Origin of the sequence: Ruegeria lacuscaerulensis, assembly GCF_013033355.1 — a bacterium.
GTDB lineage: Bacteria > Pseudomonadota > Alphaproteobacteria > Rhodobacterales > Rhodobacteraceae > Ruegeria > Ruegeria lacuscaerulensis_A.
On sequence record NZ_WQDY01000010.1, the window covers coordinates 1 to 23181 of the forward strand.

At 53.5% G+C, this 23181-nt stretch carries 19 protein-coding genes; 9 read left to right on the forward strand and 10 right to left on the reverse strand.

Annotation, left to right across the window (positions count from 1 at the left end; genetic code table 11):
- On the forward strand, positions 1 to 1206 hold a 1206-nt coding region (locus GOW48_RS16370; RefSeq protein WP_214648673.1), incomplete at its 5' end, for a DUF11 domain-containing protein.
- An 807-nt stretch (positions 1207 to 2013) separates the two neighbouring features.
- Here GOW48_RS16370 and GOW48_RS22795 read toward each other — a convergent pair.
- On the reverse strand, positions 2014 to 2337 hold the full coding sequence (locus tag GOW48_RS22795; protein WP_170755286.1) for a DUF3604 domain-containing protein: 324 nt from the start codon (positions 2335 to 2337) through the stop codon (positions 2014 to 2016).
- Positions 2338 to 3531: 1194 nt separating this feature from the next.
- On the opposite strand from GOW48_RS22795, the gene GOW48_RS16380 reads away from it, so the two are divergent.
- The 5 genes from GOW48_RS16380 to GOW48_RS16400 all read left to right on the forward strand — a co-directional run bounded on the left by GOW48_RS16380 (position 3532) and on the right by GOW48_RS16400 (position 8345).
- Positions 3532 to 5190, forward strand: a complete 1659-nt coding sequence (locus GOW48_RS16380; RefSeq protein ID WP_170755287.1) for a TadE/TadG family type IV pilus assembly protein — start codon at positions 3532 to 3534, stop codon at positions 5188 to 5190.
- 21 nt (positions 5191 to 5211) lie between these two features.
- The gene (locus tag GOW48_RS16385) at positions 5212 to 5823 is read left to right on the forward strand and encodes a TadE/TadG family type IV pilus assembly protein (RefSeq protein WP_170755288.1); all 612 of its coding nucleotides are present in this window, start codon (positions 5212 to 5214) and stop codon (positions 5821 to 5823) included.
- Position 5824: 1 nt separating this feature from the next.
- Positions 5825 to 6463, forward strand: coding sequence for a TadE/TadG family type IV pilus assembly protein (locus GOW48_RS16390; RefSeq protein ID WP_170755289.1), 639 nt, complete (start codon positions 5825 to 5827; stop codon positions 6461 to 6463).
- A gap of 843 nt (positions 6464 to 7306) precedes the next feature.
- The gene (locus GOW48_RS16395; RefSeq protein WP_234899437.1) at positions 7307 to 7978 is read left to right on the forward strand and encodes a metallophosphoesterase family protein; all 672 of its coding nucleotides are present in this window, start codon (positions 7307 to 7309) and stop codon (positions 7976 to 7978) included.
- Between the two features lie 97 nt (positions 7979 to 8075).
- Complete coding sequence (locus GOW48_RS16400) at positions 8076 to 8345, forward strand: spike base protein, RCAP_Rcc01079 family (protein WP_170755291.1); 270 nt, start codon at positions 8076 to 8078, stop codon at positions 8343 to 8345.
- Between the two features lie 73 nt (positions 8346 to 8418).
- On the opposite strand, the gene GOW48_RS16405 is transcribed toward GOW48_RS16400, so the two are convergent.
- The 3 genes from GOW48_RS16405 to GOW48_RS16415 are packed head-to-tail and all read right to left on the reverse strand — an operon-like array spanning position 8419 to position 12501.
- Complete coding sequence (locus GOW48_RS16405) at positions 8419 to 9798, reverse strand: polysaccharide biosynthesis/export family protein (protein ID WP_170755292.1); 1380 nt, start codon at positions 9796 to 9798, stop codon at positions 8419 to 8421.
- Positions 9799 to 9823: 25 nt separating this feature from the next.
- Positions 9824 to 10465 (reverse strand): YjbF family lipoprotein, encoded by a 642-nt coding sequence (locus GOW48_RS16410; RefSeq protein WP_170353909.1) that lies wholly within the window; start codon positions 10463 to 10465, stop codon positions 9824 to 9826.
- Positions 10462 to 12501 carry a YjbH domain-containing protein gene (locus tag GOW48_RS16415; protein ID WP_170755293.1) on the reverse strand — a complete coding sequence of 680 codons (2040 nt, stop codon included), beginning with the start codon at positions 12499 to 12501 and terminating at the stop codon, positions 10462 to 10464. Before GOW48_RS16415 ends, GOW48_RS16410 begins: the two co-directional genes overlap by 4 nt.
- A 377-nt stretch (positions 12502 to 12878) precedes the next feature.
- Between GOW48_RS16415 and GOW48_RS16420 the strand changes: the two genes are divergently transcribed.
- Positions 12879 to 13145: a hypothetical protein gene (locus tag GOW48_RS16420; protein WP_170755294.1), complete on the forward strand. Its 267-nt coding sequence runs from the start codon at positions 12879 to 12881 to the stop codon at positions 13143 to 13145.
- Between the two features lie 78 nt (positions 13146 to 13223).
- On the opposite strand, the gene GOW48_RS16425 is transcribed toward GOW48_RS16420, so the two are convergent.
- Positions 13224 to 15350, reverse strand: coding sequence for a polysaccharide biosynthesis tyrosine autokinase (locus tag GOW48_RS16425; protein ID WP_170755295.1), 2127 nt, complete (start codon positions 15348 to 15350; stop codon positions 13224 to 13226).
- An 81-nt stretch (positions 15351 to 15431) separates the two neighbouring features.
- Complete coding sequence (locus tag GOW48_RS16430) at positions 15432 to 16118, reverse strand: sugar transferase (protein ID WP_170755296.1); 687 nt, start codon at positions 16116 to 16118, stop codon at positions 15432 to 15434.
- 455 nt (positions 16119 to 16573) lie between these two features.
- Between GOW48_RS16430 and GOW48_RS16435 the strand changes: the two genes are divergently transcribed.
- Positions 16574 to 17317, forward strand: coding sequence for a hypothetical protein (locus GOW48_RS16435; RefSeq protein WP_170755297.1), 744 nt, complete (start codon positions 16574 to 16576; stop codon positions 17315 to 17317).
- Positions 17318 to 17572: 255 nt separating this feature from the next.
- On the forward strand, positions 17573 to 18571 hold the full coding sequence (locus GOW48_RS16440) for a hypothetical protein (RefSeq protein ID WP_170755298.1): 999 nt from the start codon (positions 17573 to 17575) through the stop codon (positions 18569 to 18571).
- A gap of 45 nt (positions 18572 to 18616) precedes the next feature.
- Here GOW48_RS16440 and GOW48_RS16445 read toward each other — a convergent pair whose 3' ends face one another.
- The 4 genes from GOW48_RS16445 to GOW48_RS16460 are packed head-to-tail and all read right to left on the reverse strand — an operon-like array spanning position 18617 to position 23146.
- Entirely contained in the window at positions 18617 to 19798 is a 1182-nt protein-coding gene (locus GOW48_RS16445) for a polysaccharide pyruvyl transferase family protein (RefSeq protein ID WP_170755299.1), read from the reverse strand.
- Entirely contained in the window at positions 19795 to 20628 is an 834-nt protein-coding gene (locus GOW48_RS16450) for a sulfotransferase family protein (protein ID WP_170755300.1), read from the reverse strand. The genes GOW48_RS16445 and GOW48_RS16450 overlap by 4 nt, the downstream gene beginning before the upstream one ends.
- Positions 20625 to 21968 carry a lipopolysaccharide biosynthesis protein gene (locus GOW48_RS16455; protein ID WP_170353895.1) on the reverse strand — a complete coding sequence of 448 codons (1344 nt, stop codon included), beginning with the start codon at positions 21966 to 21968 and terminating at the stop codon, positions 20625 to 20627. The genes GOW48_RS16450 and GOW48_RS16455 overlap by 4 nt, the downstream gene beginning before the upstream one ends.
- The gene (locus GOW48_RS16460) at positions 21968 to 23146 is read right to left on the reverse strand and encodes a glycosyltransferase (RefSeq protein WP_170755301.1); all 1179 of its coding nucleotides are present in this window, start codon (positions 23144 to 23146) and stop codon (positions 21968 to 21970) included. Before GOW48_RS16460 ends, GOW48_RS16455 begins: the two co-directional genes overlap by 1 nt.
- Between the last annotated feature and the right edge of the window lie 35 nt (positions 23147 to 23181).

The following is a 23181-nucleotide window of genomic DNA, read 5'->3' on the forward strand; positions in this document are numbered from 1 at the left end:
CTTGAGCCCGATGATCTTGGCGGTGACGACGACGATGGCAACATCGACAACACGGCGACTGCCGACAGTGCTGAGACGGAGGAAGTGTCGGATTCCGCGCAGCAGCCGATCGCCTACCAGCCTGGGATAGACCTTGTAAAGCTGGTCGATGTTGGGGATGGAAATGGCTTCCAGGATGCAAATGATCCGGCAGGGCCAGAAGCGCCAGTTTCCGATGGGGACGCAACTTTTCGTATTGAGTTAACCAATACAGGGAATGTGACGCTTACTGGCATCACTATTAGCGATTTCGACAGCGCCACTGGAGAGATCGATTTGTCTGGATTTACTCTTATCGAATCCGGCAACCAAGACGGTATTTTGGATGTAGGTGAAAGCGCATATCTGGAATACACATTGCCGCTCGTGGCGGGTCAGCACTTGAATATAGCTAGCGTTACTACAGATCAAGGCGCCGCTGATGAGGACCCCGCCTATTACTTCGGTCTTGAAAGCGAAGGCCCGGGCGTGCGTACTCCCGGCGGATGGGGAAACAGCTTCAAGCTCCTCAGTTATTGGGATGGTGTGGAAGGTAATGAGATCGAACCGGAAAAAGACGAGTTCCCAGACGGCGAACTAACGTACAACGTTCGCTACGACAGTAACGGAGACGGCGACATAGATGAGAATGACGAAATCTATAATCCAGACAACGACTTGGGTACTGTAGACGCGTTACTAATCGGAGACTACAATAAAAATGGTTATGCCGATGATGGCGAAACCGTAATCTTAATAGATCTCGATGACGCTCTTGATCTTGTCCGGAACGAAGCTGACACTCCGAAGCAAAATAAAATAGATGACGTTGGTCGGCAAGCTGTTGCTACATGGCTGAACTATCTGGCTGGAAATTCAATTACAGATGGCGACGCAGATATTGATAGCGACGACGCAGAGTACTGGATCGATCAAGCTGTGGGATGGCTGCTTGAGCATGGCGACGGAGCTCCAAAGCCCAACGGTGACTCAAAGTTTGATTTGAACGGTCCAATCGTTCGGGCCAGAAGTGAGGCTTGGAAGAGTGAAGGCAAGGATATTTTGGACGCACTGGATGAATACAACAATGAAGGCACTGTAAACGGTGCAGTTAACGCGTTGGATGCCGATGAGGCAAATTCTACGTCAGCTTCGTTACTTTCTGGTGACCAATTCGACTACTTATGATTGTTCCAACAGAAAGGGTCGTTTATGCGTGGTCATAACCAAGTGGGATGAGGAGAAAAGGCATTCCTCATCTGCCCTAACGTACAATTCATAGGCATTCGGGAGGTCTTTGGGGAGCTACAGTGTTTCGTACGCACCTGCAATAAGGCAAGGGCATCATAAGTTGATCGATTGACCAACTGCTGAGCGATGGCGACGTCGATAAAAGCCGCGTCGGTAGCCCTTTATCCTAAAACTAAAAGTTCCTCGGTCACTCCGCTTGGGTAAATCAAAAATCAAAGTTTTCCGGAAGACCAACGCCGTACAACCCTGGCGATAACGCTCAGAAGACGGATGTTGGTCCAACCTTGTCACGCTTGTAGCGATCGTATCAGTTTAAGGCCAAAAGGCATAAAAACCCGCACAGAGCGAATATAGTGAATACTCCGCCTTCGTTTTCGACTAAATTACGTATATTTTTCATTGTCTTAGGGTCTATACATGAGTTCGAAACCTTATTTGACAGGATATTGCGCATGGCATTCTCAGTAAAGATTCATATGTTAGAGTATATAGGCAAAAACTGTCATAAACTTGTCATCAAGGGGATGAATTCTAGAAAAGTTCTTTATCGAACGCCAAGGCGATTGAAGAAACTTGAGCTGGCTCAATTGGTTCGCCGAGCGGACCGGGACTGCTGATCGCACCAGTATTACTCAATAAAATATGGTTAATTTGCATGTGGTTAATGCTCTTTTCGAACACTGATCAGTTTGCGGATTTAAGCGACACTTTGGAGCCTGAGCGGCTGGCCAAAGTTATCTGTTCCTACCTATCCGAAGCGGCTGTGACATACCCGAACTGCATACCTTGCCCTAGCATTTCCAGCTGACGTGATAGCTTCGCGCGTAGACTATGAGTCGTGGTTACTTCTTCGCCACGCGCAAAGCGGAAAGCTTGCTCCTGCGTGAGCCGAGTCATCGTGCCCGCATCAACAGAAACAGACGTGTGGAGGTGAGAGTCTCCCCAAAGAGGTCGTTGCGGAAAGTTTCGACCCGCATAGGGCGAGAATGCATCCGGTGCTAGAACAACTTCCGTGTTTTCTTGCTCTGTTTGAAATTTTTGTACGGAAATGGTTGATGACCACGTCATTGAGCAACCGAGTACAATTTAAGCGATGGTACCTGCTTTTCGGCGGCATTATTGAAGGATCGGCTTTGGCATCCTTATCTCCCGAAAGTTGAAAACACGTACAATCGAGCATAGTCAACAACTCTAGTTGCTCAAATTCTATGCAGTTGAACGAACCGTTAGCACGCTGAAGCACGTTTCTCACCAAGACTGCATTGGGCTCAGTGCGGACGTTGAAACGGGTTTCTTGATTGTCACTTTTTCCGTCCAAAGCGGCCATTATTTCAAACAGACAGGGAATGCGTAGAGATGGCTTTTTAGATTAATAGTTCCGTTAACGTTCGGTATAGGCCAAATCCTGCTCCTGCAACCAATCTCTAGTGCCAGAGAACCGATACACAGCCCGAAGAGGCGTTTTTTGCGTTTGACGTGTTGGAGCGTGGTGCCACAGCGGTGCTACGCAACAGAGTAAAGAACAGCACACTAACAGAATCAAAACGAACCACTGTAGTCGCCGATTCTCCACGCTGAAGAAAAACCAACGCGCAGTTTCCGTCAGATCTGTCAGCGCCGTCAGCCGAGTGAAACTGCATTGCTCGTTGACGTTTGCGTAAGTATTTTCTGCTTGTTCGAAACAATCCACGCGACCGAACCGCGCGAGTCGGGTTATCGATGTGGCAGCCGGTCAGGATCGGCAACCGGGATCCCGCCTTAACGATTCAGAGTTAGAGGGCTCAGAATCGATTAATCACTGAGTGCTAAAAAATGAATTTCAAGCTTGGTGGAAACAATAAGTGAATAACTGGTATGTGGTTCACCAATTCATGTTCAAAAATGACCGTAGTCAGCGATGAAAGACATGTAGCTTAAAGCGTGTGACACCAAGTTTCCGTGCCCCTAATCGACTAAACCAAACAAGTAGGTTGTTTGGTTCGGAAAAATAATGCGAGCACAGCAGCATTTCAAACTTTTGAAATACAACAGAAAACTTGGCACACATACCGCTAGGATGGCATTCGCGAGTACTCGTCTCACCGGATATGACGATGCCGCAGAGTCACGGGTTTGAAGATGGTACAAGCTATCCGATTAAAAGAATGTGTCCCAAAATTGACAAAATTCGTTCATTTCCAGTTCATTTTAAGTTCATTTTGGTGTAAGTTATTAACTGCTTTTTCAAATTGTTCGCGGTTCCACCAGTTATGAGTTGTTCAGATGGGTACAGATTTTGAAGATTTGACCGAAGGAAAATCGGTCTTCATTTCGATAAAGCGAAGCCAGCAAACCAGTGATGACGCATGTGGATTGATGACCCGTTTCCGTAGCGAGTCCGAGGGTGCGGTTCTGGTTTTGGTCGCCATGATGATCATCCCGATGCTTGCATTTATTGGGTTTGCGCTGGAGCTTGCGCTGACCGAGAATGTTCGGGTCAAACTGCAAAATACGACGGATGCGGCCAGCCTTGCCTCAGCTGATCTTGAGCAGGTTTTGGATCCTGAAGATCTGGTCGAGGATTTTTTTGAAAAAGCAGGGCTTGCTGCCAACCTGAAGAATGTCTCGATAGTAAACACGCCAACTGAACGGACGGTAAGAATTACTGCGGGCGAAGAAGTTCCGGCTTATCTAACACAAGTTGTGGGTTGGGAGTCATGGGATGTACCCGTTGTTGGTGCTGCAACAGAGTCGCGCCAGGATCTGGAAATTGCAGTCGCCCTGGACAATTCCGGTTCGATGTCGTGGGCGCCAGGGGCTACCAGCGGGCCAGCTGCCACACCGTCTCGGATGGATTTGTTGATTCCAGCAGCCCAAGCATTCGTAGACGCTGTCCAACCCCGCCCGGGTCAGCCAGGTAACACAACGATTTCACTCGTTCCATTTGCAACCCAGGTTTCCGTCGGTGAAGCATTGCTTAACAACTTCACGGTCAGTTCCGAGCATTCCACTTCGAACTGCGTGACCTTCAGCAACGCTTCCGACTACCAAACGACAGCCATCCCTACAGATACGACCCTGTCCAGAACAGCGCACCATGACGCCCGAGGGCTTGGCAGCGATGTCACTCAGTTTGGCGCAGTTTGCCCAACTGACTCTACTGTACGTGACATTGTTCCATGGGCGGAGGATCCCGAAGTTCTTAAGGCGCGTATCCGAGCAATGCAGCCTTACGGTTTCACTTCGATTGAAATGGCGACGAAATGGGGCGCTGCCATGTTGGATCCGTCGTTGAGACCGGTTTTGTCATCCTTGTCAGGAACTGCCGGATTTGAATACTTAGCCGCTCCGGCCGCACGAAACGTTCCTGATGACTTCACCAGCGCCGATACGGTAAAATATCTGATCGTGATGTCAGACGGTGAGAATACGCAGAGCTACGACATCAAACCCCCCTTTCGCAGTGGCAATTCGCCGGTATTCAACGTGCCAGGAACGAACAGGTATGCCTATTTCAGGAACCGTCGCGGGCCATTTGATTACTATCACGTCCCGGGTAACTTCTGGAGCACGTCGCCAGGCGGAGGAGCCGTCCGTTTGACTTGGCCAGAGGTCTGGGCAGCTATGCCAGTACGCCGATTTGTAATCGACATACTTGCGCCAGCGGATACCCGGCGATCGGCCAACAACCATTATAATCGGATCGTCACATCAACCCTAAACACGACGAAGAACCCTCGTACCTCCGCGATTTGTCAGGCGGCCAAGGACAGTGGTATCACTGTCTTTACCATCGGCATGGATACCTATGCGCAGGGCGATGCCACTCTTTTGGACTGTGCCTCGTCCCCCGCCTTTTTCTATGACGTGAATAGCCTCGATATTGCCTCGGCCTTTGAGTCGATCGCGCGGCAGATCAACCGCTTGCGATTGACACAGTAGCGAGGGCGGAGGGTTTTGATCATGACTACCATTCGTAACGACAAAAATATGGCCGTATCGCAACAACCAGAATCCAATGCGAACGGCGGCTTTATGACCAGACTTCGAAATTGGCGAAAGAAAGAAGCTGGCGCAGTGCTGGTCGAATATGCGTTCTGCTTACCGCTGCTTTTGTTGATCTGCTATATGACGCTTGAGTTCAGCTTTCTGAAGATGCGCCAGATCTCGCTGGATCGTGTGACGGACCAGACTTTTCGCGAGCTACGCCTCGGATTGATTCCCGATCCGGATCACGAAAAGGTCAAAGATGCTATGTGTGCCAAACCCTTGGCGCGTTTCATCCTTTGGAATTGTTCGGACAACCTGTTGCTGCAGGTGCGCGAGGTAGAAAGATCGGTGTGGAACTTGGATCTGGGTCAAACCAATTGCCTCGATACGACACCGGAAGACGGTTATATGCCGCCAATTGATTTCAGTACTGGAATCGAGAACCAGTTGATGGTGGCGCGGGCCTGCCTGATTCAGGGCTCATTGTTTCCCCCGATCAACGCGCTGCGATCGCTGCCGCGGTATGACGAGTTCGGGAATTTCGCCCTTGTGTCCAAATCAGCCTTTGTGAACGAGCCTTTCTGACATGTTTAACCAGTTGAACAGTTACACCCGCGCCGTGTCTGGCGCTGTTGCCCGCTTTAAAGCAAATACAAGCGGTGCTGCGCTTGTCGAGATGGGAATGGTGTTACCGTTTCTGATCTTTTTGACGGCCGGAGGCATCGTTGTGCAGGATGCGATACGGGTTACGTATCTGCAGTCTAAGGCAGCCTATACCGTATCTGACATGGTCAGCCGGGAAGACAATTTCATCGATTCAAGTTATTTCGACGGTATGGACAGCATTTACAGGTTTCTGACAAACAACAGCTATCCAACCGAACTAAGGATGTCGACGGTCGAGTGTACGGCTGATTGCGCGGATCAGGCGCAGCGTGTTCTGGAATTCTGTTGGTCCGAGTCGACCGACGGGCTGACGGATCTTACAAATGCGCAGATGATCTTCTACGCGGACCGGATCCCGCTTTTTGCTGAGGGTGACACGTTACTCATGACCGAGGCGTTTCTGGACTATACCCCTTGGTTTGGCGATTTGATTATCTCAGCCCAAACCTTTGATTCGATTGCCTTCACTCGCCCACGTTTGGCACCGCAAATTAAGTTCGATACGGGCGCCATAGATACGGACGGTAACCAGATCATCCGGGATTGTTTTAACAACTAATTCAAAGCCCGGATGCCACCGACGACTGTATCTCGGCCGTTCGGCGTAAACGACTTCCTGTAGTAATCTCCAAGGCCGCTAAAATTTTCAGTGAAGTAAATATAAATCTTTGATTTAAAACACATTTTCAACACATGCCGTGCACCTCTACGGTCCTGATGCCGACTAGCTCTGAACCCGTGTTTCATCGGGTTGGAGAAAAGGGATGTGGAGCTGCCGAGCGAAACTACGGGTGGAAGGTCGCAAAACCAACCGGTGCCGTGCCGGTCTGGTCATGTGTCTTGCTTGGGTTGGCTTGCTGTGTCTGCCGACGGTCAGTTTGGCGGAAACGTTTAACTCCTTCATAGTTGGTAATGATCGGGGTGGATATTTACACGATCGCATTGTCGAGCTGGAGAATCTTCAAAGACATGGGGTTCAGATCGAAATTCGCGGGCGTGTCTGTTTTTCGACCTGTACAATGTTTCTGGGCTTGCCCGGTACGTGCGTTGAACCACGCACGGTTTTCGGGTTCCATGGTCCTTCACGTGGGGGGCGCCGGTTGTCGAAAGAGGATTTTGACTACTTTAGCCAAGTCATGGCGGCATATTACCCCGAACCTTTGCGATCATGGTTTATGGAGACTGGACGCAACAGAATTCATGGCGTGCACAAGATCAAAGGTGCCGAGCTGATACGCATGGGTGTGCCGCCCTGCCGACCGGCATAACACTGGACCGCTTGTAGCGGTTGGGTCGCCGCGATACTACTATGCCCAATCTTCACCTCTTTGGTTTGTGCGGCCCATTGCAAACTCTGACATCCCTGATTGGACGTTTCAGGCGCGCTGAATTTGCGACCCCAATGCCGGCCGAACCGATCTGCGTCATCGGTGATGTCCACGGATGTATATCGCAGTTAGAGCACCTTCTGGCGAAAGTTCCAGACGATCACCGCCTGGTTATGGTCGGTGACTATATCGACCGCGGCGAGCATAGCGCCGAGGTGCTAAAGCTGCTCAGCGCGCGCACCGACATTACGTGCTTGATGGGCAATCACGAAGAGATGTTGTTGAGGTTTCTGAAGGACCCCAAACGCCATGGTCACCGCTGGCTTCGGTATGGCGGATTGCAGACTTTGGCCTCGTTCGGCGTATCAGGCGTTCGACCGGAAATGAGCGGAGACGACCTGCAGGACTGCCGTAACCAGTTGCAGTTTGCCATGGGACAGCCCATTTGTTCCTGGCTGGCCGCCCTGCATAATCGGTTCTTGACTGGGACTGTACTGGTCACACACGCCGGTGCCGATCCGAGCCGTGCGCTTGATGAGCAGTCTGACAAAGCATTGATTTGGGGCCATCCTGATTTCAATAAAAAGGACAGACGTGACGGGATGTGGGTGGTTCATGGGCACACGATCGTCCCAAAAGCGAAGGCAGAACGCGGGCGTATCGCGATAGATACCGGGGCTTTCGCAACAGGCCGGCTGAGCGCGGTATGCCTGGATGGGACCGAGCCAAGATTCCTGGAAAGCTGACTGCGTGACCTGGTGGGCAACGGGCGCACTGCTTTGAGCTCGTTAACGGCCTGTTCTTAGGGTCTCGCAAACTGACAAACACAGCGAGATCTGATCCATGACAACGAATCCTTTCAACAACCGTGCCTCCAGCCTGACCGGTCCTGCCCGTGATATTGCACCCGTAATACCCTCCGACAGCGCCGATCTGGCGGCCGTGGCAATTGGCTTGTATGTCGAAACCGGCGGTACTGTGGTTGTGACGACGGTACAGGGCGAAAACCGTACTGTGAAAATGGCCGACTTTTCGATCCTGCCTGTGGGCGTATCCAAGGTTCACGCGACCGGAACCACCGCATCGGGTATTCACGCGATGTTGCTGGGATAAGCGGCGGTTCGAACGCGCCCAAAGGCGTCGATAAACGAGCCGAGCCCTGCCGATGGGCCCGGCTGCAAAATCCCTAATTTGACGCTGCAACAATCGGGGTCGTGATCAGCGATGGGGTGATCTGGCTGATTGTTCTGCTCCACCGTGTAACCGGGTTTTCGGCGATGAATATTACGTCGTTGTTTCGAAGTTCGAACTGGGCAGCCAGAGTCAGATGCGCCGCGTTGCGCGTATCGAGATGCCAGGCGGTGACAGCACCAAATTCGCGCACATCCTGAGAAGCGCGCAGTACGTAAACCTCAGACGCGTCGCCGGTTTCCTTGGCGACCCCGCCGCCAGTGTCAAACAGTGCATCGGCCAGAGTTGCGCGATGATTGAACGGCAGGGCATAACGCCCCTGAGTACGTACTTCTCCACTCAGGTAAACGTAGTCGCGATCCACGGCGTCCAGCTCGACGGATTGGATAAAGCTGTCGCGCCTTTCGTTCAGCTCGTCCCGGCGTAAGGCGACGGCGGTGGACAGTTCTTGCAACGATGTGCGTCGTCCCTCCAGAACCGTTTCACGCAGTTGAATTTGTTGTGCGAAATACCGTTCGGCGCGGTCCAGATCGTAGTCCGTGTCAACAAAGACCGAGTCATCCGCGATCAAGTTCAGGTTCTGTAGATCGGTGCGAGCGTACAGGTCCTCTAGCGGGATCTGGTACATCTGCCCATCCCGGTAGACCCGTACCGAGCTGTTGTCGATATCACTGACCGAGACTGATCCTGCGGAGGCCAGCGCCTCGCCCAGAGTCAATGGGTTAAGCGTGATCGGCTGGACACCGGGTTTTCCGACCGCGCCACCAACCGACACGCGGCGCGAGGTGAATTCGGCGATTTCCAGACTGAATGTTGGGTCGATCTGGTTTTCGACCAGCCTTTGGAACACAACAGCTTCTGCTTCGTCCACGGTCAGGCCCAGCAGACGCACCCGCCCGACATCTGGGATGTTGATCGAGCCGTCATCTTGCACGGTGTATCCGTTGCGGCTGTTCTGCGCCGCCAGAAGGCCGGACAACTCGCCTGCGCTGCCCTGTGTCGATGGGGTGGACAGCACCAGTACGTCGCCGATTCCGATCGTATAGGCACCGGGGTTGACCTGCGGTGGAGGATCCAGCCGTAACCCTGCGCGCGAACCGTCCTGAGTTGATGGCGCATCCGGCAGAGGCCCGACCCCGCGTTGGCTGGTGCCCGCGCCAGACCCGGCCGAAGCCTGAAAGACCGACGGTAGTGTCTTGGGCGCATAGGTCGAGCGGTTCGCGACCAGAACGGTTTCCGGTGTTAACGGTACAACGCGCACGCTGCCACTGTCCGAAACGCCAGCCGTTACCGAAGGGCTGCGATAGATCGTTGAACATCCTGCCGTCAGACCGATCACGGTCAGCACGCTTAGAATAATGTGTATCTTGGGCATGATGCGTCCTTTGTTATTGAAAGTCTTACGTGTCATCGGGCACCAGTTTGATGAACATGTTGCCCAGAAAATTGCCGGTCCATTGCAAGGATTGAACGACCCGTTGCGCGCTGTTTTGAACCCAGTATGTGTTGGTGAACGTATCCTCGATCCCAAAACAGTTTTCCTGCAGCTTCGTCGTGGCGACGGGGTTGCCGCTCAGTAGGACAGTTTCGGCGCCTAGATTGGCAATCTGGCAAACATAGGCGTGCAGTTCGATTTCATCATTTCCGTTGAGAAAACTGTGGAACCGCTTTGCCTGCCCCTCTTGGCCTTCAAGGATCAGCGCCGCGCTTTGGCGCACGTCAGAGCTGGACATGCCGCTCCCAAAACCCTTTGCCGAAGTCAGCATGCCGTGGTCCAAAGTGATAGCCGCCCCATCTGCCGTCAGCCAGGATTGCACCCCGTCCCGCTCGGTCTCAAGCAGCATCACACCCGCCAGATCTCGGGAGGGAAATCCAACTTCAAGCCGGGGCGGAATCGGGCGGAGAGTCGCCAAGGTGTTGGCACGCGGATGAAACCGTGGCGCGTTGGGTTGCAGAGCGCCTTTGAGCAGATCGAAATCTTCTTGCGCCTCACCGCAAGAGACCAGCAAGAGGCCAAGAATGAAGAAGCGCCGTATTTTCATCGCCAGAACCTCCCCCATCCACGGGACAAACGCTGCGCGCGGGCCTCGCGGGTGACACCGTACAGTCGGTTACGAACATTCAGCCGCGCACCGCCATCGCGCAGCACAGGGCGGATTGTCTGAGCGATCTTGTTTCGCGATGGACGTCCGGTCAGCCAACTGACGGGAACTTCCAGACGGATACCTTTGTCAAATGACCCTTCGCCGAACTCACTGAACCCGACAGTTGTCAAAGTGAAAAAGGCCCCAACCTTGAAGCCATTGGTGAACTCGCGATCCAGTGCAAACGTCGCGCCGTAGTCACCTGCCAGATATCGCCCTACATCGACTTGTGCATTGTACTCGCCCGGCAGGTCATAATAGGCCGAGATATGCCCGGTGGCGACGCTGTAATCCTGAAAGCCGAACAGCACATCAAAGTCGCGTTGGGCCACGTAATTCGCTTCGACCCCTAGGGCGAGGCGGCTTTTCACCGGGTACCACAGCAGTTCCGTCGACACGCCGCCGAACATGGTCTCGAGATACCCCATCGTCGCCCTGGCAAAGAGGTTCTCGGCTGGACGCCACATGTACTCAGCTGTCATGTGTTCGATGCGGGTATCGGATTCGCGCGCATATATTGCCCAATCCGATCGCACTCTGGGCAGCGTCGAGTCCGACACACGCGTGCTGTCATCCAGTGTTCCAATGATCGGTTGACGCAGTGCAGTCGACAGCGTGAACCCGGGTGACAGGGTATAATCCAGTCCCAATGCCGCGCCGACTTCGTAGCGCAGCGGCTCATCGGGATCAAAGAACGAAAAGTTCAGGTATGGACCGAACCGGTAGGAGAAATGGGGAAACGCATCTGTCAGAACGCTCCCCTGTACCAACGGGATCGTATCTGAGACCTGAGACCGGGCAAAACTGCGCCATGCGTTGTCGGGGTCGTTCTCAAGCTCATAAAGATCGCTGCGATTTACGCGAACCGCGCTAAGTGGCACTCCATTGGACATAAGCGCAATTTCGAAATGCTGGGTTTGAGGCGGTTGCTCGTTTGCCAGAACACGGGCCGTGCGTCCCAAGGCCTGAGCGGCCTGCCCGTAAGTGGCGTTCTCAACCCCGACACGAACGGTTTCAGGGGTCTCTGACAGGTATACAAGGCGCAAGCCTTCCTGACTGAGCGCAGTCTGCAGCCGGGTGCGGATGCCGCCCTGCTTGGCTTTGTCAGCGACCTGGCTTGGGGGCAACAGCGGCAGTGGGGACGCGCCTTGGCCCCCCGGAGTCACGGATTTGCGGGGGTCAACAAAATAGCTGTAGGTCAGCCCAAATGTGGTGCCATATAAAACCGACGCCGTCAGTTGTGTTCCATTTCGAAACCGATATTGCGCACCAAGATTGATTGGAGTTTTGACGGTAAACCCGGTACGGTCATGTTCTTCGGTGTAAAGGTCAGAAGAATACTCGGCCATCAAGGTCAGGCGCTCATTAAAAGCCCAGCTTGCACCGCCGAACAGGGCGGCATCGCCTTGAAACCAGTTTCCAGTGTCCAACTGTCCCGTGCTACCAATGCCGCCGCTTTCACGAGGGGGTCGTGTGTCCAGCCTGTCAGAAAACACCCCCAATGGGTTCGAGAAAGCGCCCCGCCCGGCCAAACGACCCCATCCAATGCCACCGGTCAGTTTGAAACGGTCCCGCACTGTTTTTGTGGCAACAAAATACTCCGCTGCGTAAATTCCTGTACCGCCGAAATCGCGCAGACCTACGACGACGGCTGGCCCGTTTTCCGTTTCTTCTCGAAGCCGGAAATGGATGTCAAAGCTGCGGTCGTAAAATGTGGAAGACCCATCAATGTTGAAGTCATCCAGAACGGAATATCGAAAGCTTCCGTGGATCCATGGCAAAAGCTGGAATGTCATCGTACCGCGCCCGGTTTTACGGAATCCGGCGGCGGTAAAAACCAATGCCCCGTCGTCAAACACTTCAGCGGTTGGAGTCTCGATCAGGCCCGGTGTGCCATAGGTCGAGACGCCCTGCGCGTGCGCGCTCGTCATCATGAATACACAGATTAACGTCAGGATAATTCGTTGCCTGAAAGAGACCGCTCGTTGTATCACGTTTGCTTTTCGCTTGTAGATTGGCCTTTGGTTAAAGGATTTTAAATGCCACGTCTTGTGTAAACGCAGCCAAGCATTATGCACGTATAGCGTGTTGTTTTTTTGCAAAAGAAACAAGCGATCGCTCAGATGTTGCGTATCCAAACGTGTTTTAAAGCGAAGGGTGTTTATGACTTTCGCGTCTTAGCGAAATTGAAATAATTATCTGAAAATTATTATTTTTATGGAAGAGATATGAATGTAGTTTCGTCTAAACTATTCTTGCCGTTCCCGTCACGTCACGAAACCGGAGCAGCATTATCCTTAGGAGATTGACTATGATCAGAACGTCCTTTTTTGTTTTCGCGATTTCAACCACAGGGGTTTTCGCACAAGAGGCGCCTGATGCCTCAACAACGGCCCAAAACGGAGGCACTGTCGCGGGCGGCGCAGCAGAGGCTGCGGCAGCAGCAGGTGTCACCGGGTTTGTTCCGCTTGTTGCGCCAGCGCTTGGCGTGGTTGCCGCGGCCGCTGGTTTGGCCGCTGCAGGCGGTGGCGGAGGATCGACCAACAGCACTACAAGCACAGTGAGTACTACGAATTAAAGGCGTGGCCTTTATTTGGTGGCACATTGAATGGTGTCTGTCTTAGGTTCGGCGATTTTTTGGCGTGAAAAGCCGAGCTCAGTTGCTGTAGTATGCGTTGCCATATCCACCATAAGAGTAGCCATAGTGTTTTGCTTTACGGGTATTGATCTGGCCCAGAACAATGCCGGTAATGCGTTGGTTGTCCGTATGGAACAGGCGCAATGTTTCCTGCACGTCCTGTTCGGTTGTCGTGTTCCACTTGACCGTCAAAAGAACAGCATCTGCATTTCGTGCAATCAGTCGCGCGTCTGATACCAATAAAGTTGGCGGTGTATCGATCAGTATAATGTCGTAGACCGCGCGCATGCCGTCCAGAAATTGACGGAACCGTTCCGAGGCAAACAGATCTGCAGCATTTGCCGAAGTTTTCTCGCCAGCAAGGATGTCACAACCAACAAGAGAGTCTTGAAAGATCGCTTCCTGCGCGGTCAAGATTCCCGAAAGAACCGAAACTATGCCGGCTTTGGGTGCGCCCTTTAATTGTGTGGTCATGGTCTGCCGCCGTATGTCTCCCTCGACCAGAAGCACTTTCTTACCGATCCCGACAAGGTTCTGAGCCAAAGCCAACGCGTTGGTTGTCTTGCCTTCGCTCGGCAACGAGGACGTCATGACGACAACCTGAGGCGGGCGATCTACATTTGACAGCATAAGCGAGGTGCGAAGGTTTCGAACCGCCTCGGCGGTCGCGGACGAAGGTTTAGCGGCCAGATATTCCAGCACTTTGCGCCGGCCGCGTGCGGGAAAAACGGGGATTTGACCCAAAACACTATAGCCAGTCTGACGCTCGACCTCCTGCGCTGACCGATAACCCGCGCGCCGGGCTTCGTTCAGCAGAACGAGGGCAATCCCCAGCATTGCGCCCAGAACCGCAGACAAGATCAGTATTAGAGGTTTCTGGGGCTTGGACGGATCGCTTGGGATCACGCCGCGAGATAATTGGCGGCTGTCGGCCTTCTGAATACCCTCTTGCGCCGAAGTCTCTTTCAAGCGGGCAAGGAAGTATTCGTACAACAACCGAACTGCCTCGGCTTCGCGCGTCAGTTGTTGCAGGGAGATCAGGTCGGCGCTGCGTTGCGCGATCTGCGCGCTCAAGTCATCAGACGACCGAGCCAAAGCCTCCACCTGATGCGCAGCTCGGTTAATGTCACGCTCAGTTCGGGTCATCAGGCGCTGAAACGCCGCGTCAAACGCCTGTGTACCAGAATTTTCAATTTGAGCGTAAAGCTGCGCCAGCTGAGGGTCCTGAGCAGCCTGGACGCGGGCGGTCCGGTCCGGAGCGCCCATCAAGGTATCATACCGAGCCTGCGCCGCAGCGCGCGTCATCTCGGCGTTTATCCGGCGTTCACGAAGATCTTTCAGTTGAACTTTCTGTAGCTGCAGGGCTTCGGGCGAGATCAAAGATGTTTCAGAGCTAAAGGCGTTTACTTTCGCCTCGGCCGTTTCCAGATCGACCTGCAGCTCGGCCAAACGATCGGTCAACCATCCAGTGGCTTGTTCGGTCGCTTGAAACTTCACGTCGATTTGGTTCAGGACGTAAAGTTCGACGATCGTATCCGCGATCAGCGCTGACTTTTGCGCTGTTTTTGTTTCGACAGTGACCTCGAAGACCAGAGTTTGCGGAACATTTCGGATGGCAGTTGCCCGAAGCAGGGCCGAGATCACGTCGTCCCGCATGACATGTTTTGCCAGTTCGTCCGAAAATGGTGGCGATGCTGGGCCATCGTTTGTCGACGGCATCAATAGCAACTTCAACCGATCAAACACGGTCTTTGGCTGAAGCTGAGTGTTGAACTCAGGGTCGGTGACAAGGTTCAGATGGTCGACCACTGTGCCCATCAGCCCACGAGACTTAAGGACTTCAAGCTCGGAATTGACCTCGACAGTTTCGCCGCCAAGCCCCCCAACGACGCTTTGCAGATCAACAACGCTGGTTTGATCCGTCTCTAACATCACAACCGCTGTGGACCTGTATACAGGGACGGCCACGACAAAAGCGTAGAACGCACCCACCAGAATTGCCGCAATTGTGACGAGAAAAACTGACCACTTGCCACGCCACAGGGTTTGAGCCAGTGCGTTGAGGTCGGTCACGCCGCTATCGAGGCGTTCTTCCACGGTGCCGCTAGCGGGGAACGGTATTTTGTGGATCGGAGTTTGCTTCATTTCGGGCGTTTTGCTCTGTTGATGCACGTATAAGGTGTGTTAACCTTCTTCGTATGACCTTTCAGGGAAAGATGAAAGCTACTAGCGCCCTGTCCCGAAAACCACTGCCGAAGCGGTGAGAGAAAGTATTTTCAAGTCGGTCGCAAAGCTGCGGTGGGCAAGGTAAACCACGTCCATCTTGACCCGTTCGTCATAACTAAGATCATTCCGGCCAGAGACTTGCCACAGGCCAGTGATACCCGGCTTCTGAGCCAGATAAGACGATGCCGCACTGCCGTATTTTATCAACTCGGCAGCCACCACAGGGCGGGGACCGACGAAACTCATCTCACCCTTCAAGACGTTCAGGATTTGTGGAAGCTCGTCCAAGCTGGTCTTCCGCAGCATATGGCCAAGCCGGTTTATCCTTGGGTCATTGGTCAGTTTCCGGTCGCGCTCCCATTCGTCAGCGGCTTCTGGGTTCGTCTTGAGTAAGGCGCGAAGGTGGCCTTCCGCGTTGACGACCATCGTACGAATCTTCCAACATGTGAAGAGCTTAGAGTTATGTCCGACGCGTGTATGGCCAAAGAATCCGGGTCCACCGTCAAGGCGGACAAGGCACCAAAGGACAGCGATAACAGGCGCAACGAAAGGCAGAAGTACCAGGGCTAATGCGATGTCGAACGCGCGTTTCCCAAAGACGGTGTACAGACCCTGCGCGACCACGTGCGAGTCATGCTGATCAATGGGATCGCCTTGTATTGGCGCTAGGGACGAAAAATCCAACATTTTTTTCTGTCCTGATCCTTGGACGAATACCCCTCGATAAAAAGGGTGCGATAAGTCAGGATTTGCGCAAACGTCTATTAATAGATGGTTAACAGCGTAAATAAACTTTAAGTAGTTTTTGCCAAATCTGGCGCTCGTCGCTCAGCACACAGGCATGGGTCAAAATTAGGAAATCAGGCAGGTACAAATTTGCAACTTATAGTGGCGTGGCCTCAAGTTGTTTAAGTGCCGTGCGGTGACATAAGCCAAAGTCAACAAAGTTCATAAACCATCTTGGCGATGACGCGTTGAGGTCACGGGAACACATGGACTGTTCCGATTGTGACGTCTGCCACCATGAAATCTGAAACGGAGACCAGGAAAATGCCTCAGGCGCTTGACTATGACGGGGCGTGTTCGCTTTGTCCGAAACGGATGTCGAAATTCAATGCCATGCCTTGCACAGGATCCGCAACATGATGGATATCAGTTTTTCGATCCCTTCGCTGGCGACCCGCAACAAACCCGTTGGAATTGGGTCTTTAAAGCCCCTATTGTGGCGCGACCCCTCTGACAGATCGTCCCTGTTTCAGGACGCGGCGGGTACGGTTCCCGTTACGTCTTCTGGCGATCCTGTGCTTCGGATGAACAACAAAGGTGCATTGGGGGGTTATTTTCTGGCACCCAGCCCGGCGGCGGCACCGATATATGCCACCGACGGAACTCACCATTGGCTGGAAAGTGACGGCGTGGATGATGTTTTGCAGTTTCAGGGAACGGTTCCGTTCTCGGTCTCTGTATTCGAAGCCGTCGCATTTCGGACGATCAGTATCCAGCGATCTTTCGCGCATATTGTCAGCAACAAGGGCAGCGCGCGGCAGCCACTTATCTCGACACCGCAATCCCAACCGAACCGGGTGACAGTTGCTTTTGGCAGCTCTCCGATCAACGTTAACACCTCGGCATCGCTTATTGGTGTGGATGTCGTTGTCACCGGGGCGAATGATCTCGCGACGCGGGTTGCAAACGTGAATGGTATCGTCGTTTCGGGCAGCGGCGCCGCCCTGACAGATTCAAGCGCGGCCCCATATCAGGTCTATGGCCCAAATGCCGCGAATATTCGGGACTATGGCGGCGTCCATATGAATCGGGTTCCCAGTGAAGATGAGTTGGCCGTGGTTCGGGCGTTCTATGCGGCACAATCTGGTGGGGTCGCATAATCGATCGTGCGTTAACAAAGATTACGCTTTAACGATCTGGCACACAGAGGCGGCGGACCATCAGCACCGCCACCTCGGTTTCTGATTGTGCCTGAACAAGCCCCCCCGATTTGAAGTAAACCGCGATGCAAAAACTCCGCTCGCAATTCTCGTCAAATCAGGCTAGAAAAACCCTGGGTAGAATACATCATATCAGATTCAACTCGTTGAGAATTTCGAATACTGCGACACGCAGAACGAGGACCGACGCACATAATGGTCGATGTTTTTGTTGATCGTCGAGACAGCGACAAAAGCACCTATATCGCACTTGGCGCAGTTGTTCTGTTTCTGCTGTTCCAATTTGCATTTCAAGCTGTGGTATTCACCTTTGAACGACGGCCGGATGAAGTCAAAGCAGTTGCCCGCTTCATAGAAATCATCTTGCCTGGTGAACATGGATCCAGTCCGGTTCCGGCTGCTGAAATCTGGATGCGACTGGTTCTGTTTGCGTTCAACATATTGGTGACCTTGACGCTTGTTTACACAGGGCTGGTGAACAGAAAGACAGCTGTGCTGGCCGCAATTTGGCCTTTGTCGATCTTTCTATTCTCGAAGATTTACTGGGAGTTTTTCTACTTCCCGTTCTGCCTGATACGTCCGGACTTGTCCGCCCGAAAAGAAGGCATTGTGATGGGACTTCTGGGTGTGATGTTATACACGACCGGAGAGGCCAATCTGGGCGTTCTTCTGACGTTCCGAGCCGCTTTGTTTCTGCAACGCTCGGGTTTTGAGAAATCGGTTCCGCTTGGTATTGTCGGTCTGGCTGTTTTTCTGGACGCCGCAATGAAAACGGGCGCCGCTTACGCGTTTCCGTGGATAGGAGGTCTGATCCAGCGATTTGACTGGACCAGAAGCGTCGCTAATCCCGATTATACACCGTTTGAAAGCCTGTCAGTTTTCTTCGCAAGCTTCCATTTTTTCAGCCTGCACACCGGAGCCTATTGGATAGACGCGCTATTTTCTGTGATTGTCGTCGTATGTTTGTATTGCTCGGCCGAGTTCCGTACCAACCTCAGACAGCATCTGTGGTTGGTTTTGTGTTTTTTCTCGGTGTATTTTTTCTATACGCACGTGACCTATGCGTTCCAGAATGCGCGCTATTTCTTCTTTTTCATTCCGGTTCTGGCAACACTGATCCCTACCAAACTGTTTCCTGGTTTGGCTTTGTTGGGGTTCTTTCACGTACTTTGCCGAAGTATGGAGTTTCTCTGACCCAAGCGCAGATGCGTCCAGCAATCGAGTGAATTCGTGGTCCGGTCAGGGCTTGGACAAGCTCTCCAAAAGCAATTGCGCCCCTGATTGGACCAGCGGAATTTGCGTTTCAATGGCGGCTGGTTTTTTCGCCCGTTTCAAGGCAACGGCATGCTCTGTAATAGTCTGTGCCTTATCGTCAAAGTTCAAAAGATTACCGCTTTCTCCGACACGGGCGAAATACCCGTCAAGCTTGGCATCCCAGCGAAACCCGATAGCGGGAGTCGCGACCGCATGTGCGGTGATGCATGCGTGCAAACGGTGAGACACGACCGTATCCATGGCCTTTATGGCGGCGACAAGCTCTCGCGGTTTTTGTGGTCGCGGCATCCGGAACAGATTTTGCTTGGATGAAAGGGACGTCCACAGTTGGTCCAGCATCTCTTCATCTTCGCCCGCCCCGTTTGTGAACAGCGTGACGGGTTCTTGTCGGGTTTGGAACTCGGCCAGGATCGACTGGTACTGAGATAGGGACTGTCGGAAGCCAATCGCGCCTTGATCGGTATGGGTTTTGATGGCCGCCGGGTGTGCGACACCCAATCCGATGGTTCCCGCAACATTGGCTGGCGGTGGAGGCAAGTCCAAATTGCCCGCGATGAGGGCCGGATCAGGAACTACGTGAATCTCGGGTGCGTTCAACCCTAGTGTTTCGTAGTGCTGACGAAGATTGTCCGCCGATGCCTGATCGCGAACAGACACAAAGCACAATTTGGTCGAGCTCAATAGATCGGCGAAAACCGCAAGACCGCGGGGTGACCAGGTCTTTGCGACGCCAACGGAATGTAGGGCGATGGGCAGGTTGCGCCGCTCTGCTTCGTGCACGACACGGGATATCTTGAGGGGGAAATTCAGGTTGGCATCGCTCAGCAACTGACCTCCGCCAATCACGACGGCCGCGGCGTCGCCAAAGCGATCGGGGATCAACGGTTCAAGCCGTTTGCGGATTTGTCGCCTGACAAGTCGGGTCGCAAGGTGTTGAGAGATGCCTTGGGGCAACCGGTTTAGCAGGGACAATAGCAAGGTCCGGGCACCCTTTGGTGGTTTGGCAAACGTCTGACGCCCCGCCAGGTCCAACCAACACATATCAAGACCTTCGTTTTGGCGACGCAACTCAGTTGTCAGACAATCGGCGATCAAACCGTCCCCGAGATTGGGGCTATGCATGACTGCGGCCAATACGATCTTCATCCCGTTCCCTTTGATACCAAAATGTTTGCCAACAGCGCCTGATCCGGTCCGAACCGGTTTTGCAGGTCTTCCAGAGTCTGCGCCTTGGGCGCGGCAGGGTTTGATCCGGCATCAGAGGTGAACAGGATCTTCGAAACCAGCGAACTGCTTTTGACCTTGGATACGACGCCGGGCAACCCAAGACGGCGGACCGCCCAACCGCTATTGCGCAATAGGCCGACAAGCATCGGACTTCGAGCGGCCTGTGCTTCGAGGATCCGGTCGTCATAGGACAGGGTGTCCATGAAACGAATGCCCAGTGCCTCGCTCATGGCGCGACCAAACCCATGTGGATCTGATCTGAGTTGCCCAAAATCCAGAACATGCACGCGATCTTTTCCAAGGTGGCGCATGGCGTTCTGAACGTGCTTGCCGAACAACGAGTGTTCGATGATCTGCGGCTGCTGGTGTAAGGCGTCTTCGAAACTAGCCGTCGTCCGGCCAATCTTTCGCAGGTATTTCCAATGAGAGACGCAGCGCGAAACCGGGTCGCGTACCGTCACCAGAAACCGGCTGTCTTGCGGCAGATCATGCGCAACCCTTTGCAACGCCACCTCGGAATAAAGATAATCGTGGCAGATCTCACCGATGCGTGTGGCGTTGGTTTCGTCGGGAAATTGACGGCGGTACCAGTCCGGACCTTTGTCGTAAAAGCGGTCGAAATAGAAAATCTCTTTCGCGGTGGCCAGAGCGACATCGGGATGCTGGTTCAAAATATGCCAAATCCAGGTCGAGCCGCATTTGTCGCCCCCCAGATACAAAAAGTTCACGGGGCTTTTTTGATCGCTCATGCCCGTGGCTCCTTTGCAAGGAAGGACAGGTTTACCAGTCCGGAAGAGATCCCTGTTTTCCGGAAAATATAAAAATAGGCAGCACAGTTCAGAGCAATCAGGTTCAGGCTTATGCAAAACGCAGCGCCCATGGTCCCCCAAGCCGAAACGGAAAAGGGCAAGGCCGCCAAGGACAGACCTGTTGTGACGGACAGCATGACAAAGTGCACCCGCTCATGTCCCGACATCTCCATGATCTGGGTCGTCGGCCCTGAAAAGGCGCTGACAAGATAGCCAAAGCTGATCACGATCAACTCGGGGTGAACCACTGCATATCCGGGGCCAAACAGCTCTAATATGTGGTCGCCCCACAGAACGAATATCAGAAAGCTGGCTAAAGTGGGCAGGCCCAGCATCAGGCTAATCCGGCGACAGGTGGTTTCCGCGCCATTGTGATCGTTCCTGCCAAACTGGGCCGCCAGCAAGGGGGCTGCGACGATGTTGATCGCCATCAGGAACAGTTCAAGCACCATGGCCGTGCGCAGGGCGGCAAAAACGGCACCGACCATAGCGGCAGGAAGCAGCCCGCCAAGGATGACAATCGCCACGTTGCGCCCAGCCGCGTTGACAACCGAGTTTCCCCACATCCCCCATGAGGCCGACAGCCATTTGCGTTTCTCACTGAAATCGGCAGGCCCGCGCAACAATCGCAACGGGTTCGTCAGGGGGAGCAGAAAGGACTGCGCCAATGTCAGCACGATCAAAAGGCCCGACATGATCAACACTGTGGTCACTGCATTCAAACCAGGCAACCATCCGGATACCGCCAGAGCGGCCACCGAGATCACGATCAGGCGGAACAGGATGTCCCTTGGAACAAGTGCGATCCAGACCGAACCCGCAGCCCTTTGTGGATTGGGCTGAAACTCGGCCAGAGCCAGCGCAACCGTCAACAGGGCCGCAGACCACAACAAACCCTGCTGGTTTGCAAAGGACGGCAGGCTGTATGCCATCAAAGCCAAGCCCAATGCCGCTATGATCGAACCGCTTAGGACAATGGCATAGCTGAACCGCAAAACGCCCCGGGCTTTGGCGTCCTCTTGTTCGTGCAAATAGAACGAAGCAAAGCGCAGAATGACACTGCGTTGCCCGATCGACCCGACAATTGCCAATATAGTCGCCAATGAAAACGCAAAGCTGAACTGTCCAAATCCCACGTCGCCAAGGCTGCGTGACAAGGCGACGAACATCAGAAATGAAAGCCCCGCCGCTCCGCATTTTATACACAGGGCGGCTAGGCTTCTAAGGGCAAACCTTCTGCCCGAGGTCTTTGTGCCCGTGTTAGTGTCGCTTTGGAGCATTATGCGCGGCGCAAGTCCGGGGCGGTCAGGTGCAGTTCTTGCCTCACCAGATCCGCGATTTTAGCCTTGAAGACCCGTTGATCGAACCGGGCCGCATGCGCGCGTATTTTCGAAGGTGCATTGGTTAGCGCCACGTCGCCCTCCAGCGTATCAATCGCGGCATTCAACGCTGTCACTGTCTGGTCGTGAAAATGCACTCCTGAAACACTCGGCAGCACTGTATCCAATGCTCCGCCGCGCCCATAGGCCACCACTGGCCGCCCCGAGGCCATCACCTCGACCGGGATGATCCCGAAATCTTCTTCCCCGGGGAAGACCAGAGCTTTGCAGGTTGCAAATTGGCGTTTCAGCTCCGCAAAGGGCAAACGCCCAAGAAACGTGATGTTGTCTTTGGCTTTTTTCGTCAGCTCTTCGCGCAGTTCGCCATCGCCGACGACAACCAGTTTACGCCCCGAAGCGTTAAAAGCATCAACGGCCAGATCCGCCCGTTTATAAGACACCATTTCCCCCGCCAGAAGATAGTGATCGCCGACGTCGTCCGAGATACTGAAGTCATCGATTTCGACAGGTGGGAAAATGACATCTGCTTCACGCCTGTAATACTTGTTTATGCGCTGGGCGACGAAGCCCGAATTTGCCATGAAACGGTCCACCCGTGCGGCGCTGGTGACATCCCATATCCGCAGCTTGTGCGCCACAAACGGCATTGCCAGACGGGCGAAGCGACCGGCAGAGGCGCGATAGATGTGATAATGGTCCCAGATATAGCGCATGGGCGAATGGCAGTAACACAGATGCACCGCGTCGGGTCGGGGGATGATACCTTTGGCCGGGCCACTTTCGCTGGACAGGATCACGTCGAACTCGGTCATATCCATAAGCTCAAGCGCCATTGGCATCAGGGACAGGTACTTCTGATAGTGCTTTCGCGCGCCGGGCAGCTTCGAGATAAAGGTTTCCCGAACCTCGTGCCGTCTGATCCTGTCACTGACCTGAGCGGGGTCGTAGACATGGGTGATTATGACCGCGTTCGGAAACAGCTCCAGAAGGCTTTCGACAACTTTTTCGCCTCCACGCATGCCCAAAAGCCAATAGTGAACAATTGCCACCCGAAGCCCCGCCAAATCGGCCGAATTCCTCTCGGAATGCTCGGTTGGAAGCGCTTTAAAATCTGTCATTCAAAAAACCTGTGAAACTGACAGCGCTTTAATAC

Excerpts from the sequence above, each read along its gene's own strand:
- GOW48_RS22795 (WP_170755286.1), bottom strand. The coding sequence starts at position 2,337 with ATGACGTGGTCATCAACCATTTCCGTACAAAAATTTCAAACAGAGCAA.
- GOW48_RS16380 (WP_170755287.1), top strand. The coding sequence starts at position 3,532 with ATGGGTACAGATTTTGAAGATTTGACCGAAGGAAAATCGGTCTTCATT.
- GOW48_RS16385 (WP_170755288.1), top strand. The coding sequence starts at position 5,212 with ATGACTACCATTCGTAACGACAAAAATATGGCCGTATCGCAACAACCA.
- GOW48_RS16390 (WP_170755289.1), top strand. The coding sequence starts at position 5,825 with ATGTTTAACCAGTTGAACAGTTACACCCGCGCCGTGTCTGGCGCTGTT.
- GOW48_RS16395 (WP_234899437.1), top strand. The coding sequence starts at position 7,307 with ATGCCGGCCGAACCGATCTGCGTCATCGGTGATGTCCACGGATGTATA.
- GOW48_RS16400 (WP_170755291.1), top strand. The coding sequence starts at position 8,076 with ATGACAACGAATCCTTTCAACAACCGTGCCTCCAGCCTGACCGGTCCT.
- GOW48_RS16405 (WP_170755292.1), bottom strand. The coding sequence starts at position 9,798 with ATGCCCAAGATACACATTATTCTAAGCGTGCTGACCGTGATCGGTCTG.
- GOW48_RS16410 (WP_170353909.1), bottom strand. The coding sequence starts at position 10,465 with ATGAAAATACGGCGCTTCTTCATTCTTGGCCTCTTGCTGGTCTCTTGC.
- GOW48_RS16415 (WP_170755293.1), bottom strand. The coding sequence starts at position 12,501 with ATGATGACGAGCGCGCACGCGCAGGGCGTCTCGACCTATGGCACACCG.
- GOW48_RS16420 (WP_170755294.1), top strand. The coding sequence starts at position 12,879 with ATGATCAGAACGTCCTTTTTTGTTTTCGCGATTTCAACCACAGGGGTT.
- GOW48_RS16425 (WP_170755295.1), bottom strand. The coding sequence starts at position 15,350 with ATGAAGCAAACTCCGATCCACAAAATACCGTTCCCCGCTAGCGGCACC.
- GOW48_RS16430 (WP_170755296.1), bottom strand. The coding sequence starts at position 16,118 with ATGTTGGATTTTTCGTCCCTAGCGCCAATACAAGGCGATCCCATTGAT.
- GOW48_RS16435 (WP_170755297.1), top strand. The coding sequence starts at position 16,574 with ATGATGGATATCAGTTTTTCGATCCCTTCGCTGGCGACCCGCAACAAA.
- GOW48_RS16440 (WP_170755298.1), top strand. The coding sequence starts at position 17,573 with ATGGTCGATGTTTTTGTTGATCGTCGAGACAGCGACAAAAGCACCTAT.
- GOW48_RS16445 (WP_170755299.1), bottom strand. The coding sequence starts at position 19,798 with ATGAAGATCGTATTGGCCGCAGTCATGCATAGCCCCAATCTCGGGGAC.
- GOW48_RS16450 (WP_170755300.1), bottom strand. The coding sequence starts at position 20,628 with ATGAGCGATCAAAAAAGCCCCGTGAACTTTTTGTATCTGGGGGGCGAC.
- GOW48_RS16455 (WP_170353895.1), bottom strand. The coding sequence starts at position 21,968 with ATGCTCCAAAGCGACACTAACACGGGCACAAAGACCTCGGGCAGAAGG.
- GOW48_RS16460 (WP_170755301.1), bottom strand. The coding sequence starts at position 23,146 with ATGACAGATTTTAAAGCGCTTCCAACCGAGCATTCCGAGAGGAATTCG.